The sequence below is a fragment of the Sporosarcina sp. Y838 genome (genome assembly GCF_056786515.1).
On sequence record NZ_JBXCJD010000007.1, the window covers coordinates 83215 to 98049 of the forward strand.

At 42.6% G+C, this 14835-nt stretch carries 16 protein-coding genes; all 16 read left to right on the forward strand.

What is annotated here, in order from left to right; all coding sequences use genetic code 11:
- The first annotated feature begins 6 nt into the window (after nucleotides 1-6).
- The 16 genes from AC1TO4_RS11750 to AC1TO4_RS11825 all read left to right on the forward strand — a co-directional run bounded on the left by AC1TO4_RS11750 (nucleotide 7) and on the right by AC1TO4_RS11825 (nucleotide 14826).
- Nucleotides 7-447 (forward strand): phage portal protein, encoded by a 441-nt coding sequence (locus tag AC1TO4_RS11750; protein WP_482105476.1) that lies wholly within the window; start codon nucleotides 7-9, stop codon nucleotides 445-447.
- Nucleotides 444-650: a YqzN/YkzM domain-containing protein gene (locus tag AC1TO4_RS11755; RefSeq protein WP_482105477.1), complete on the forward strand. Its 207-nt coding sequence runs from the start codon at nucleotides 444-446 to the stop codon at nucleotides 648-650. The genes AC1TO4_RS11750 and AC1TO4_RS11755 overlap by 4 nt, the downstream gene beginning before the upstream one ends.
- Nucleotides 647-1996, forward strand: a complete 1350-nt coding sequence (locus AC1TO4_RS11760) for a phage tail sheath family protein (RefSeq protein ID WP_482105478.1) — start codon at nucleotides 647-649, stop codon at nucleotides 1994-1996. Before AC1TO4_RS11755 ends, AC1TO4_RS11760 begins: the two co-directional genes overlap by 4 nt.
- Before the next feature lie 24 nt (nucleotides 1997-2020).
- The gene (locus AC1TO4_RS11765) at nucleotides 2021-2467 is read left to right on the forward strand and encodes a phage tail tube protein (RefSeq protein ID WP_482105479.1); all 447 of its coding nucleotides are present in this window, start codon (nucleotides 2021-2023) and stop codon (nucleotides 2465-2467) included.
- A gap of 148 nt (nucleotides 2468-2615) precedes the next feature.
- A complete protein-coding gene (locus AC1TO4_RS11770; protein WP_482105536.1) occupies nucleotides 2616-3026 on the forward strand; it encodes a phage tail assembly chaperone in 411 nt (136 codons plus the stop codon).
- Between the two features lie 29 nt (nucleotides 3027-3055).
- Nucleotides 3056-3205: a hypothetical protein gene (locus tag AC1TO4_RS11775; RefSeq protein WP_482105480.1), complete on the forward strand. Its 150-nt coding sequence runs from the start codon at nucleotides 3056-3058 to the stop codon at nucleotides 3203-3205.
- Between the two features lie 18 nt (nucleotides 3206-3223).
- Nucleotides 3224-6601, forward strand: coding sequence for a phage tail protein (locus AC1TO4_RS11780; RefSeq protein ID WP_482105481.1), 3378 nt, complete (start codon nucleotides 3224-3226; stop codon nucleotides 6599-6601).
- Nucleotides 6594-7238, forward strand: a complete 645-nt coding sequence (locus AC1TO4_RS11785) for a LysM peptidoglycan-binding domain-containing protein (protein ID WP_482105482.1) — start codon at nucleotides 6594-6596, stop codon at nucleotides 7236-7238. Before AC1TO4_RS11780 ends, AC1TO4_RS11785 begins: the two co-directional genes overlap by 8 nt.
- Nucleotides 7235-8302 carry an XkdQ/YqbQ family protein gene (locus AC1TO4_RS11790; RefSeq protein ID WP_482105483.1) on the forward strand — a complete coding sequence of 356 codons (1068 nt, stop codon included), beginning with the start codon at nucleotides 7235-7237 and terminating at the stop codon, nucleotides 8300-8302. The genes AC1TO4_RS11785 and AC1TO4_RS11790 overlap by 4 nt, the downstream gene beginning before the upstream one ends.
- Entirely contained in the window at nucleotides 8299-8700 is a 402-nt protein-coding gene (locus AC1TO4_RS11795; protein WP_482105484.1) for a DUF2577 domain-containing protein, read from the forward strand. The genes AC1TO4_RS11790 and AC1TO4_RS11795 overlap by 4 nt, the downstream gene beginning before the upstream one ends.
- Before the next feature lie 13 nt (nucleotides 8701-8713).
- Nucleotides 8714-9115, forward strand: a complete 402-nt coding sequence (locus AC1TO4_RS11800; protein WP_482105485.1) for a DUF2634 domain-containing protein — start codon at nucleotides 8714-8716, stop codon at nucleotides 9113-9115.
- 1 nt (nucleotide 9116) lies between these two features.
- Entirely contained in the window at nucleotides 9117-10130 is a 1014-nt protein-coding gene (locus tag AC1TO4_RS11805; RefSeq protein WP_482105486.1) for a baseplate J/gp47 family protein, read from the forward strand.
- A complete protein-coding gene (locus AC1TO4_RS11810) occupies nucleotides 10127-11083 on the forward strand; it encodes a hypothetical protein (protein WP_482105487.1) in 957 nt (318 codons plus the stop codon). The genes AC1TO4_RS11805 and AC1TO4_RS11810 overlap by 4 nt, the downstream gene beginning before the upstream one ends.
- A gap of 11 nt (nucleotides 11084-11094) precedes the next feature.
- Nucleotides 11095-11616: a hypothetical protein gene (locus AC1TO4_RS11815; RefSeq protein WP_482105488.1), complete on the forward strand. Its 522-nt coding sequence runs from the start codon at nucleotides 11095-11097 to the stop codon at nucleotides 11614-11616.
- Nucleotides 11617-11632: 16 nt separating this feature from the next.
- Nucleotides 11633-13696, forward strand: a complete 2064-nt coding sequence (locus AC1TO4_RS11820; protein WP_482105489.1) for a DUF4815 domain-containing protein — start codon at nucleotides 11633-11635, stop codon at nucleotides 13694-13696.
- 11 nt (nucleotides 13697-13707) lie between these two features.
- Nucleotides 13708-14826: a choice-of-anchor R domain-containing protein gene (locus tag AC1TO4_RS11825; RefSeq protein WP_482105490.1), complete on the forward strand. Its 1119-nt coding sequence runs from the start codon at nucleotides 13708-13710 to the stop codon at nucleotides 14824-14826.
- Nucleotides 14827-14835: the final 9 nt, after the last annotated feature.

Genomic DNA, 14835 nt, shown 5'->3' on the forward strand with positions numbered 1-14835 from the left:
GTGCCATTGAATTCAGAAGTCGGCTCAATAATGGGCTTCTTTTATAGTTTATTTCCTGTTACGGTCTATACGGAAGAGGTACCCCAGAACTTTGCGGTGCCTTCTATGTATTTCCCGGAACCCTTCACTTTTGATGGAAATGACACGAATACAACTTTTGAGAAGACATATAGTTTGCCAGTTAAGTTGTTTCACAAAGATTCAACACAAGCTCATACAGAAGCAGAGTGTATCGCTGATACAGTTCGGAGAAAGAGAAGTGTTGTCCCTCTACTTAATCCCGATGGCAGTGCTACGGGAGATTACATCCGTATTAATCGCATCGAAACAAGGATTACAGACGGTGTTGCTTCAATTGTCGTGAACTGGAACAGCAGATATCACTATGACCGCGAAGTATGGAGAGCTGCAGAGAAATTCGAATTCAAATATGGGGTGAAAAAATGACGAAAGAAAAAGTGAATAAGACCGTGAGTGAAGTGGAATCAAAATTCTACTTGCACGAACTTCGAGAACACAGTCAAAAACTATTTGGTGTAAAAACAGAAGTTTTAGACGGTGTTTTTTTAAATACAAAAGAACTTCAATTCACGAAAACAGAAGTTCAAAAGCGCATTGACGCGTTTTTGAAGAAGGGGGTTAAACAATGAATGGTGGCACATTTACACCTGGTATCGAGAAGGAACGTGCCGGTATTTATTTCCGATTCACTTCGGCAGCTAATGAACGGCTGGCACCAGGAGAACGCGGAACAGCGATGATTCCTCTCGTATTACCATGGGGACCGTCAAAAGAAACGATTGAAATCGGATCCGGCGGAGAAATCAAGGCGAAAATCGGTTTAGAGCATGACGATCCTGCACTATTGCTTCTTAAAGAAGCACGTAAACGTGCCAAGGTTGTTAAGGTATTCAGGATTAACGGTGGTGCCGAGGCGACAGCGGAAATCAGCACTGGGGTTACGGCTACCGCGAAGTATAGCGGTACAAAAGGAAATGAACTAATTGTCCGCATTTCTGAAAACGTAATGGACCCGACAAAGATGGATGTTGTCACTTACTTAAAAAACAACAGAGTTAGTAGTCAGATTGTGAAAGATGCTACTGGCCTGAAGAGCAATAATTATCTGGATTTCAGCGGTGAAGGTGAGTTGGCTTTGAGTGCCGGAATATCACTGACCGGCGGAACTGACGTTGAACCGACAAACAGCGATTACATGGACTTTTTAGCGGCTGCTGAACTTGAATATTTCGACACAATTGGTTTGCCAGTTGATGGGGAAGAGGTTGAGGAGTTAAAGCAAACGTTCGTCAGTTTCATCAAAAGAGTTCGGGATTCACAAGGCGTGAAGATTGGCGGAGTCGTTGCGAACTTCCCTGGTGATCACGAAGGAATCATTAATGTGACCAATGGTGCAACTCTTAATGAGAAGCAACTCACTGCAGCAGAAACGGTTGCTTGGGTAACAGGTGCTAGTTCTAGCGCAACGGTGAATCAATCCCTTACATTCGTCGAATACGAGGGTGCAATCGATGTTTATCCGAAATTCGATAACGATGAAATTATTGAGCGCTTAGGAAATGGCGAATTCATGCTCACTTACGATGCTCGCGACAAAACAGCGTCTGTCGAAAAAGACATCAATTCCTTGACGACATTCACGAAAGAAAAGAACAAAAAGTTTAGCAAAAACAAATTCGTGCGTACCATTGATGCGATTAATAACGATATTACCCGCGAACTTAAGAAGACGATTAAAGGGCTAAAGGATGTCGGCAAGGATATCCCTGCCAATGACGATGGTAAGCAGATTGTAAGAACGCTCATAACCATTTATATGAACGTATTGCAAGATGGGGGCGCCATTCAGAACTTCGATTCGAATGAAGATATCCAGATTGATATTAACGAAGAAGGCGATGGATTCTATATCACTATCGGCGTTGAAGATGTTGATTCTGCAGAAAAATTCTATTTCAGTGTCGAAGCGCAATGACAAAGGGAAAAGGAGTGACAATTTATGTCGTTTAGAGCAAGAAATACGATTAGTGGTAAAGAAGGACGCTTGTTTCTTGATGGGGAGGAACTGGCTTACATCAAGACATTTGAAGCGACAATCGAAAAGAATAAATCCGAAGTCAATATTATGGGGCGGCGGATGACTGGCCATAAGTCCACTGGAGCAAACGGTACTGGTACGGCGACATTCTATAAGGTTACATCCCGATTCGTTCGTCTAATGGTGAACTACGTGAAAACGGGAGAGGATCCTTACTTCACATTCCAAGGAGTTCTTGACGATAAGGCATCTGGTCGTGGTACGGAGCGCGTTACACTGTTCGACGTGAACTTTGACAGTGCAAAGGTTGCTGGTCTCGATGTAGATTCAGAAGCACTTGAAGAAGAAGTGCCATTTACTTTTGAAGACATCGATATGCCGGAAGAATTGAACGAAACATTTGGTTAAGGGCGATTCATTTCGCTCTTTTTCTTTGCAAAAAATATAGAAGTTGAAAAGGGGATTTACACAAATGACAAGTAAAAACGAAGAAGTAGAAGCAATTGAAAATGAAGAATTAGAGATTTCGGAAATCATTAATGACCTATCCTTTTTCATGCCTGGTGCAGCGGAAGAGGTTGCAGAAATTGAGCGTCCTGTTTCTAAACGATTTAAGGACAAAAAAGGAAAGATTATTCCATTTAGATTTAAACCCATAACCACAACAAGAATCGATGAATTGGAGAAATTCCACACAGAACCAATTTATAGCGGATCACGAAAACGGAAAACAGGTGAAAAAGTAAACCAAGGACGATTTATGGCAGCGATTGCCGTTGAGTCTACGATATATCCGAACTTCAAGTCTGCTGAATTGCGCAAGGCATACGGTGAGCAAGACGCTATTGAAATTGCGAAAAAAATGCTTCATGTCGGCGGAGAATACGCTGAATGGCTTGGAATCGCTAATGAAATCAACGGATTCGATGACTCAATTGATGAATTAGAGGAAGCAGCAAAAAACTAATAGCAGATGGAAATAAAGAAGCGGTATATATGTATTACGCAATGACAGAGCTTCATTATTCCCCGTCTGAATTAAAAGAAATGTACGAAGCGCCACGCCGTTTTAAAGCGTTACTATATGGAAACATCGGCTACAAGCTAGAACAACTCGAGATAGAAGCGAAGAAAGCTGAAAAATAGAGGGGAGGTACATAAACCATGGCGAAACTGACGGCTCGATTTGATATTCAAGATAAAATATCGAAGAAGCTACGGGCAATCCGAGGAGAAATCGAATCACTCGAAAGGGCACGCGAAAGAGTAAACCGTCCGATCACGATGATGATGAGGGTAAGGGATAACGCTACAAAAATCTTGAGAAAGCTCCATATGTTTGTTTTGAAAGACATTGCCAAAACTCACACAGTCGCCATTAAAGTGAAAGACGGGGCAACAAAAGCTTTGACTACTCTATCCAATTTTATGAAACGAAGGATGCCAAGAACTCATGCGCTTTTCGTTTCGGCGAGAGATCGAGCGACTCCCGTCTTGCAAAGAATCAGTAGGTTCACGCAAAGAAACATAGGTAGAACCCAATTAATGACGATTCTTGCGATGGACAGGGCAATCCCCGTAATCCGAAGAGTTAGCACATTTGCTCGCACGGCACTTTCGAGAGGTTATGACTTTTCTATTCGTGCCACGGATATGGCAAGCAGAATCATTGGCCGTGTGTCCTCATATGCGATTACTGCTATTCCAAGAGTACGAACGTTCACCATTCAAGCAATAAATATGGCATCCAATGTGATCGGTTCCATTAAAAATGCAATATTTTCTATACCAACTCTAATCACGGTGACACTTGCGGCAGTTGGATTAGGACAGTTAAAAGATGCCACTGTCGGAGCGGCTATGAGGTTTGAGGACTACGGAGTGGCTATGAATCACTGGCTAGAAGGTGATAAAAAAGCGTCGGCTGAATTAATGGATTGGATGGGAAAGAAAGCGGATAAAACGCCGTTTAGTTCTCCCGATATATTTCCTGCTATGACAGGAGCGGTTGCACTAGCTGGAAACGATTCAGAAAGTATCAAGCGCTTAACGAGTACAGCCATAGACATGGCAGCGTTATCCGGTGGCAGAAGCTCCGTTGAGGAAGCAATGCAGGCGTTGACGATGGCGAAAATGGGTAACTTTGTGATGATGAAAGGCTTCGGAATGCAGATAACCAAAAAAGATTATGACAAAATGGGCTGGGAAGGATTTCAAACTCATGTCGAAAATGTCTTTGAGGGCGGAGCTGAAGCGCTATCTAAAACCTCAAGTGGTATTCTCGCTACGTTAAAAGGTTATCGCGGCTCTTTATTAAGAACTATTGGAGACGGCTTTTTAGGTCCGATGAAACCACGTCTCGACTCTATCAATAAATGGCTTGAAAACAACCAAGAGACTTGGGGACGTTGGAAGAGCGTAGTCAACAAACATGGCGAAGAAGCTTCCGAATTCGTTTTTTCTAAGTTGGAAAACGGTTTCAACCACATAAGGTCTCGCTATTTAGACAATAAAGATTTTATGGGCCTTGATTTTGAAGGGAAAATCGCATTCGTAATGGATGATATTGGTGCTTGGTGGTCCAGTAAAGGTAAACCTGCACTTGATGGATGGTGGGAATCATCGGGTAAACCCTGGGCGGCGAAAGTCGGCTTATTTATGGGAATAAGCATATTCGACGGAATAGTCCTTGGCGTCAAGGAAGGCGGTAAAGCACTTGCAAGTATGTGGGGCGATGCCATTAAAAATCCTAGTTTAGAAAGTTTGGGTGGTGCAGGTATAGCTACCTTACTCGCGGTATCAATAGCGAGTCTGGTTTTAAGTCCATTAATAACTGCCGTCAGCATGATGTCGAAAGGTGTTCGAGGTGCAGTGAGTGCTGGGAAGAAGATATCAGGGTTTTTTAAAAAGGCTCCAACATCGACTCCTGTGGTTCCCGCATCTGGCAAAACTCCTAAACCGGCACGAGCGCCTAAACAAGTATACAGGATGCCTTGGACGAACAAAGGTGAACAGCCAAGGTTAAACGTTCCAAATGCTGCCAGAGATAAAGGATTCAAGATGCCAAAAGGGCTTTCTAGCATTGGAAATTTCGCGAAGAGAATTCCTGTGCTCGGAACGGCATTAGGAGCATTGGCGATTGCAACTTCAAGTAAGAAAGATAAAGCCGGTACTGTTGGCGCGGTCGGCGGCGGTCTAGCTGGTGCAGCTACAGGAGCGGCGCTCGGATCGGTTGTCCCGGTTGTTGGTACGGCTATCGGTGGAATTATCGGTGGTATCGTGGGATCGCTTGGCGGACAAGCCATTGGTGATTGGTTAAGTGACAATTGGTCGGCAATTAAAGAAGGAGCCACTTCGACCGGTCAATGGATTAGTCAAAAGTTCGGCGATGCTGTCGGCTGGGTTAGCGATAAGTGGAGCGGGATGACAAGTTGGTTCTCGGAAACTATCTGGAATCCCCTATCAAGTGGTTTCGACACTGCTATCAGCTTCATTGTCGGCTTATATGATATCGCGGAACAGGGAATCAAGTTAGTTTGGGGTGTTCTCTCATCTTGGTTTACAGAAACCGTTTGGACACCGCTATCAATTGCTGCATCTATTGCGTGGGATTGGATATCTTCGAAGGTGTCAGGCGCTTGGTTAATTATTCAAACGCTTTGGGGCATGGCGGTCTCATGGTTCCAAGAAACAATCTGGACTCCGCTTATGACGGCTGTCGGGATAGTCGGTACCTGGATTGGTGATAAGTTAACAGCAGGTTGGGTTATTGTCACTGCTATTTGGGGTGTTGCTACAGCTTGGTTCGAGGAGATTGTTTGGGCACCTTTAAGTACTAGAGTAAGTGCTTTAGCTACTTTAATTGGTGGAAGGTTCACTGATGGTTGGAATGTCGTTTCCGCGATATGGGGAGTGGCTTCTTCATACTTCGAAGAAAATATATGGACGCCTATTAAAATAGGTGCTGGTTTAGTTAAAGATGCAATTATTACCCCATTTGAGTCAGCTTGGAAGGTAGTTTCAGCTATATTCACTAAATTGGGGGATACCTGGGACACCATTAAGGAATGGGGCGGTAAAGCGGTTGATTGGGGCGGTAAGGCAGTCGATTATGTCGTTGAACGTGGAGAAAAAAGGCGCGGCATTACTCCTGAAAAGAATGCTACTGGCGGACATATTACAAAACCGACATTAAGCTGGGTCGGTGAGGCGGGAAATGAGTACGTAATACCGACGCAAAACAACCTTGGTCGCGGTAGGATGCTACTTTCTAAAGCGGCAAACGACCTCGGGATGAGTGTGCACGATAATGGCGGTCCAACAGTATCGAAAGAACAACTGGCTGCCGTATCCTCTTCTGGTAGCGGCGGAAGAGGATCGGTTGGAAGTAAAGTCCGTGACATCGTCGTTCAGATTACAGGAGAGAATCACTATAGTGACGATATGGATGCAGAACGGGTTGGAAGAGTTGCTTTTGAATACGTAAAAAGTCAATTGGAACACGAATTATTCACGGGGGGAGAGGGGGTCTACGATGTATGAGTTCTGGCTGAGTTTCAATAATAATGCAGAAATGTTGCAGCTTCCTGTTAATCCCTCTGAGTTGAATATAGGTAACGGTTCAGCGAATGAACGAATTTTCGTGCAAAACTTGGGCGAGGCAACAATTCTCCAAGATCCTGTACTGAAGTCATTTGATTTTAGTAGTTTTTTCCCTAAACATGAAGGAGCTTATCTATGTATCACATGGGGAGATTTAAAGGACCCGTGGGACTACATAGAAACAATTGAACGGTGGAAAAATTCTGGTATGCCTATTCGTTTTGTGGTAACAGAAACACCTATTAACTTTACTGTCTCAATCGAAAACTTCGGTTACCGTGAAATAGGTGGGGATGTCGGCACGCAATACTTCGATATGCATTTGCTTGAATACAAGTTTATCAAAGCAAGACAAATACAGACTAAGACGGATAATACGGGCAATAAATCAGTTACGGTCAGTAATAAAGGAAAAAGACCGTCTACAAAAGTAAAACCGAAAACCCACACAGTGAAAAAAGGTGACAGCCTGTTTCAAATCGGCAAACTGCACAAGGTAGATTGGAAAGAAATTGCTAAGAAAAATAACATCAAATCTCCTTATACCATCTTCCCGAATCAGGCGTTGAAGCTATGAATGAGATATTTCTAATACAAGACGGAAATACAGTGGACATCACTAATTTGGTGGAAGGTTTTTCTTGGTCTGGCGCAAAAGGCTCGGCTCCTCGATCGCTTGCTATCAATATGATTTTTACGGATAGGGGTAACCATTCTAAAGTTGACGCGAAGGAAGGTCAAGGTATTCTCTTTAGGGAGAATGATGTCGAGTTGTTCCAAGGAATCATTTTCAAACAAGGTGTTAGTCATGGCGCGAAGACGCTGACTGTCCACGACCAATTGATCTATTCGACGAGAAATAAAGAAGCCGATTTATTCATTGGAAAAACTGCTGACCAGATAGCGAAAAAAGTGTTTACCGAATTTGGTATCCCGATAGGAAGCATAACAAGTACTGGATACGTCATTCCCTACCTGTTATTCGATGGTGATTCACCATACGACATGGTGATGAAAGCATTAAAACTCACTCATGAAAATACAGGTAAGCGATTTGCCTTGTTTTCCAAGGATGGCAAGGTGAACATTGCAGCGAAGAAGGATCAGCTTAAGCAATGGGTGATTGAAAGTGGTGTAAATCTTGTTGAATACAGTTATGAATCCTCTATAGAAGATACGGTTACTAAGGTCAAGATGATTGCTGAGTTCGATAAAAAGACCATCACGGCAGTTGCTGATGACGGTGGATTGCAAAAGTCGTATGGAACCATGCAACATTTTGAGAAATCTAGCGAAAAGACAACGCAAGGCGAGCTGAATGCAAAAGCAAAAGCTGTTTTGAAAGAACAGGGCAAGGTTAAAAGAAGTTTTTCCTTAAGTAATATCCCTGGAATCTCAGACATTATCACCGGAGTCGCAATATACGTCATTGTTGAAGAGCTCAACATTGCGCGTCCTTATTATGTAGAAAGTGACACGCATACCTTTAAGGGCAAAAATCACACAATGACATTAAAATTGACCGAAACAGATGAATTACCTGAAATCACAGCAGGAACGACAGAAAAACCGAAGCCGAAAGCGGCTCCTGAAACTAAAAAGAAAGCTGTCCCCAAAAGCGAAGGGGGTCCTAAGAAGTGAGAGCTTTAATACAAGAAGCTGCCTCTCGAACAATCAATAGTCAAAAGCCTGTGGAATATATGGAAGCCGAAGTTGTGCAAAATCCACCTGATTTGAAAATCAAGATAAACGGAAATGACAAAATGATTATTCCTAAAGAATTGATCGTCCTCTCTGAATACGTAACTAATCACAAAAGGGAAATAAAGTTGACAGGGAAATTAGATTTCAGCGGTGGGACTGCAGGCGGAAATACAACACACGATACCATTGTAAGTGTCTCTTTAGATAAAGGGGACGCTTTTTTTGAGGGTGAAATTGAATTTATGAATGAATTAAAAGTGGGAGAAAAAATTATTGTTTCGCGGCTTCAAGGTGGGCAGAAATATATCATCTTGGACCGACAAAAATCCTATTAAGGGGGCGTGATGAATGGCGCTTACTCCCGAAGTTAGTTTTCCAAGCATTTTTAGTCAGGAACCATTGCCCTCTAAGACTTATCACTTGGATATAGAAACGGGTGATATCTCGCGGAGAATTGATGGTATGGAAGCAATCGAACAGTTTATAGTGAAGGCGATTTCGACAATTCGATATGTCTTTACGATTTATTCTGATGAATATGGAAGTGAAGTACTTAGTTTATTCGGAAAAGGGTTTTCAGAACACTTTATTCGTTCTGAAATTAAACGAATGGTAACTGAAGCACTTATCTACGATGACAGAATTGAAAAGGTTTATGATTTCTATATGAAACAAGATGGCGATTCGATGTATATTGAATTTCAGGTAGATACAGTTGAAGGCACTTACACGTTTAAGGGAGTGCTGTGAGATGGAATTATCATTAGTACAAACAGAAGAAGAGATTTTACAATCTATGATTGACGAAGTAGACCCTTCCCTCGATACACGGGAAGGGTCTATTATTTATGATTCATTAGCACCGACCGCATTTGAACTGTGGCGGCAAAAAACATTGTTTTACGAAATGTTATTACAAGCATTCGCTCATAAAGCAGAAGGTATTTTCCTTGATTATATTGCTACTGACCACCATATGAGCCGGTATTTAGCTGCACCTTCAAAGGTGATGCTAGAAGTTGTCGCTAAAGAAGGCGTCGTAATCCCTAGAGCAACAAAAATTGGTTGTGAAGATACCGATTTCATTTTTACGACCGATGAAACGCTTGAAATTAACGCCACTGGTAGAGGTTTTGTGATTGCTACTTGTACGACGACAGGTATTGTCACAAATGTCGAACCAAATACAGTCTCTTTGTTGCTGGATCCGATTCAATATGTAGAATCAATTCGTAATCCAGATTCCGCATATGACGGCGGCGACCAAGAATCAGATGACTCGCTCCGTGAACGAATTTTGTACCAAAAACGGAATCCTGAACACGGCGGCCATGAATTCGACTATATCCGTTGGGCATTGTCTGTTACAGGTGTTACGTATGCTAAATGCTTGGATAAGCCAAGAGGAATCGGCACGGTTGATTTAATCATTGGGGCGAACGAGGCGTTCATTGATGAGGTGTATGAGGATGTTATTGAATTTGTGGACTCAAAAAAGCCGTGGGGCATCGACTTAGTCTACCGTAAAACAGAGAAACAACCTGTGACGATTACCGTCAGAGTCGAAGGTATTGATGAAGCGGCGGCACGAATAGCGATATTATCCTACACAAACGTTATTGGTGTTGGAGGTATCGTGAAAAAATCGTTAATTAACCATTACTTAATCAGTGCGGGTGCAACGGATGTTGACATTATTTCTCCGTCCGAAAATATCCAACTAGAAAGCGGAAATATAGTGGAAGCTGCGGTGACAATCCTATGATCAAATGGTTCGAATACATTCCAGAATACTATGAGCAGTCACCGCAAATGCAAGCGATTTATAAAGTACTCCGAGAACGCATGCCAGATGTTGAAGACGACATGTGGAAGGCGTTCTTTTTGCATATGAATTCGCCTCATTCGAAAGATTTGTGGATGAAAGAATTAGATGTAAAGAATGAAAATGAATTGCAAGCGAAGTTGCAAGCTCGCGGCGTGATGAACAAAGAACAGACGGATACACAGAATTTCCTTGTCAAAGAGTTTTGGAGGGAGATGCCGGAAGACGGACTGATGCCCTCCGAATTCGGCGTGATGGCTGATGGGCATGAATACTCTCCGATGACGTCACTGATTTACACCACACCAGAAACGATTGGTAACGCAAAGCATTTGGTGGAAATGATGCGATTGGCGGGCTTTGAATATTTTTTCGCCGTCATGATGGAAAACTTCGTGAAAAGTGAAAGTGCTCAACAGCCCGAATACACCAGGACGCTCTATTTGGGCGATACACGACCGCACTTTATAGATGATGGTGCGAGCGGAACAAAGCTACTGACAACTAGCCCGGCTAATCTCTATACATTTACAGAAGTGGATGCGCAAAAGGAAACATCCTTTTCACCTTTTACTCTATTCAATGATGAATCCGTGTTTTTTACAGATGTTTATTCAAGACGCGAAATTTCCGAAGTGTCCTTGCATTACACGTCAAAAGTGTATGCGAAGCCTTCTGAAGCAACATTGAAAAGTCAATTGGAACTGAAACATAGAGTGGCAGCGGATGAACTGCAAGTGAAAAATACAATGCAGCTCACGCTTCCACCTGAACGTATATACACAGAAAGAAAAGCGAGTTGGTCAGAAATTATCTTGTTTTCAGATTCAGAGATCACGTTTTTACATGACATCCAAAGGACTCAAGTATCACTTGTGAATATTTCAAATTAGGAGGACGTTAAATGGCTTCTATTACGAATGACGTAAAAGGATTCAAGACTTATCAAGCAAAGAAAATAATAGATGATAAAACGAATATTTGGGTTGCTGTAGGAAAAACCACGCCATGGAACGCTACAAATCCAGAAGAAGTACCGGATGTCTCTTATAGCGAAACAATCAAAGAATTAGCAGGGATGAAACGGGCTGACCTTGTTCATTACGTTGTACCAGATGTGAACGGGACGATAGAGCAACTTGGTCAAACATGGCGCATTGTAGATGAAGCTGAAGCGATTGCCGAGGATTGCAAATGGGCGTATGTGCAGGCCTGGTTAAGTTATGACAAATTTCCTGTAGTGACGTATCGACAAACAGGCGTTTATATCGGCAGCACAATGATACCGGGCACACCGGTAAACAAGCAAGTTGTATTGCCAAATGAAATTGAGAATCTAGCATTCCTCACCGTGGTTAACAATCGTTCACCGATTTATCGGGATGCAACGCAAAAGGAATCTATTGAATTTATTATCGAACTTTAAAAGGCGGTGAACAGTAATGGCAAAGACGCACAACAGATTTGATCCGAAAGATAGATGGGCATCCCTAGATTTTGTGGGCGGTAGACGTGTACAAACTGCGGAATTGAATGAAATGCAGTCGGTCGCTTTGGACCGTGACAAACAGATAGGGGATGCCTTGTTTGGCTCCGGTCACATTGTTGAGGGTGGTCAAGCACTGATTAACAAAGAGACTAACGAAGCGACCATCTCACCAACCAGATTGTATTTGGATGGTATCTTTCATGATTTACCAGAAACGATCTTATCCATCAATGGAGTTGGAATAGAAGTAATTGGCTTCAAGATCAACTACAGAAAAGAAACGTTTGAAGAGAATAGGAATTTACTGGACCCAGCTATCGGCATTTCGAATTACGGTTACCCGGGAGCGGACAGAACCATTGCAGATGCAAAGTGGGTAGCGAATGACCCAGACGCAATTCCCATGTTCAACATTAATGATGGGGATATCGTAAATGCAAAAGTACCACCGGAATATGAAGGGATTACCCCCATTCTCGCAAGACGTACGAATGACGCGAGCGGCTCTTTCCTCGTAAGTGGTATGGGTAGCTATATCGAATCGAAAGACGACGAAAACCTAACACTTGTCATTGATGCAGGAAAAGCATACGTCCTAGGGTTTGAAATATTAAAGCCTGTTCCGGTGCGAGTGGATATTCCGAAATCAAAAGAGTTTCTGCAAGTCCTGAATGAAACAAAAACATATAGATCTGAAAATAGTAAATACACCTTGAATTCTAAACCAGTCAAGAGAATCAATACTGTTACAGCAACCGTTGAGGTCACCAAAACAATAACGCGAGGGAATACACAAGGCACAAGTGATCTATTGCCGAATACTCCCGTAGTGGACATCGTAGAGGTGAGAGCAGGAGCTACAACTTATGTAAAAGGTTCGGATTATCAACAAACCGGCAATACCGTGGATTGGTCATTAAACGGTTCAGAGCCATCGGGTGGTACATCCTTTACTGCGAAATTCCGGTATACGAAGACGATGGTTGCAGGGGTTGACTACAAACAGACCGGGGATGACTTAGAGTTTCTCGCGGGTGATAGACCGGTTGAACAAACCACATTCCAAGCAACATATGAATTTTATTTAGCGCGGAAAGATGTATATTATCTTACTGAAAACGGCTCGTTACGAGTGACCCATGGACAACCAAGCACATTCCCGACCACATCTTTATCTCCCATTAACGTTTTAGAGTTAGGTGAACTACATATACCACCTAACTCTGAAGATGTAGTAGTGACTAATTACAAACCAAAACGACTAACGATGCTTGATTTGCGCTCCTTGCTAGATCGATTGGAAAGAGCTGAATACAATCAGGCACTAACTGAATTAGATACACAAGCGAAAATCTATGACCCGATGCTTATTAAGAAGGGTATTTTCACGGACAACTTCACGAACTTCGAGAGAACGGACGTAACGCATCCGTTATTCAGTGCATCCATTGACCCTCAGCATAAAGAATTAACGTTGCCTGTTGACCAAACCTTTGTTGATTTGGTCTTTGATAAAGCGAATTCAACGGTGAAATTCCATGATCGACTTGTAACTATGGATTACACAGAGGAAGCCTTAGAACAACAAAGTTACGCTACGGAAACGATGAATGTGAATCCGTACATGGTGTTTGGAAACGTCGGTACAATCCGTTTAAATCCTTCTACAGATATTTGGGTGGAAGAATCTACAGTCACTCGTTCCGTCACAGAGTGGTGGAACAATTGGTGGGCAGATAGCCGAACTGAAACGAAGGTCATTTTAGATGAAACGGTTCAATTCTTGCGTCAACGAACAGTCGAAGTGACAGGCGAAGGATTCGAACCAGTGTCCGATAATATTAAGGCCACATTCGACGGCGTCCGCGTGACTTTAACGCCGATTGGAGGAACAGAGAGAGGTACAGAAGCTGGCACTATTAAAGCTGATGGCTACGGTAAGTTCAAATGTAGTTTCACGGTACCAGGCAACGTGCGAACAGGTACTAGAGAAGCTAGATTTTACAATGAAGTTTAAGGGGTGAACGTATGGCTATTCAAAATGATTCAGTCGCATCATATACAGGTCACGGTAACAGGAAAATCATTCAACAAACATTTTTCCAGACAATCCCGTGGCCGAGAAGTATAGATCCACTAGCACAGACTTTTCTTTTAGCGGAAGACAAATACCTTACAAGTATTGATTTGTTCTTTGCGACAAAAGAAGCAGGCAAAGATATCACCGTACAAATACGTGAGGTATCCAATGGCTATCCAACAATTAACGTGATTGCTTCGGTTGTTCTAAGTTCTAGTCAAATTAAGATTTCTCCAGACAGTTCAGTGCCTACAAAAGCTACATTTACTGACCCTGTTTTATTAAATGCAAATACTGATTATTGTTTTGTTGTATTAACAACATCTGCAGGATATCGACTATGGGTTGCAAAAATGGGTGGTACGGATCAAATGTCGAAGCAAAAGGTGTCGCAGCAGCCTTATGTTGTTGGCGTACTGTTCTCTTCATCTAACGCTACAACGTGGACTGCACATCAAGATATGGATATTAAATTCAAGTTGTATGGCGCGAAATTCAAAAATAGTTCCGTGTTGGCATTTAAGCCGATGACAGTTGATAAAGCGACCAGGCTTGTGTTGGCAACCAATCAATTAGTTCCTAGGGGCGGGAACATAATCTGGCAGTGGTCAAAAGACGGGCTATCATGGTACGCGCTAGGCGATAGCGAAGTAACGAGACTTGGAGAAGAACTAGATCAGATTCACTTACAAGCGGTGCTTACTTCCAATGGTTCATCGGCCGTTATTGAAAACGGGGCAGGAGCAGTCGCTTTATCTTACAAGGATCAAGGTACTTATGTATCCCGTGAAATCACGTCAAACGAATCGTTCAAGACAGTGACCGTGTATGCCGATTTCCACATACCGTCAGGAACGAATCAATTCTTAGAGTATTCACTTGATAATGAAACATGGATTGGTTTTGGTTCGGAAATAGCAAAACAACCCGTTGATTCGGAATTTAACCAATATAAGTTTGAAGCAACTGTTGAGAGCTCTATAAAAATCCGAGTTCGAATCAACCAAAGTAGTAACTTGCCGATTTTAACGCCGAAAGCCAGACGGTTAATGGTACACCTAACATAAGGAGGGCAA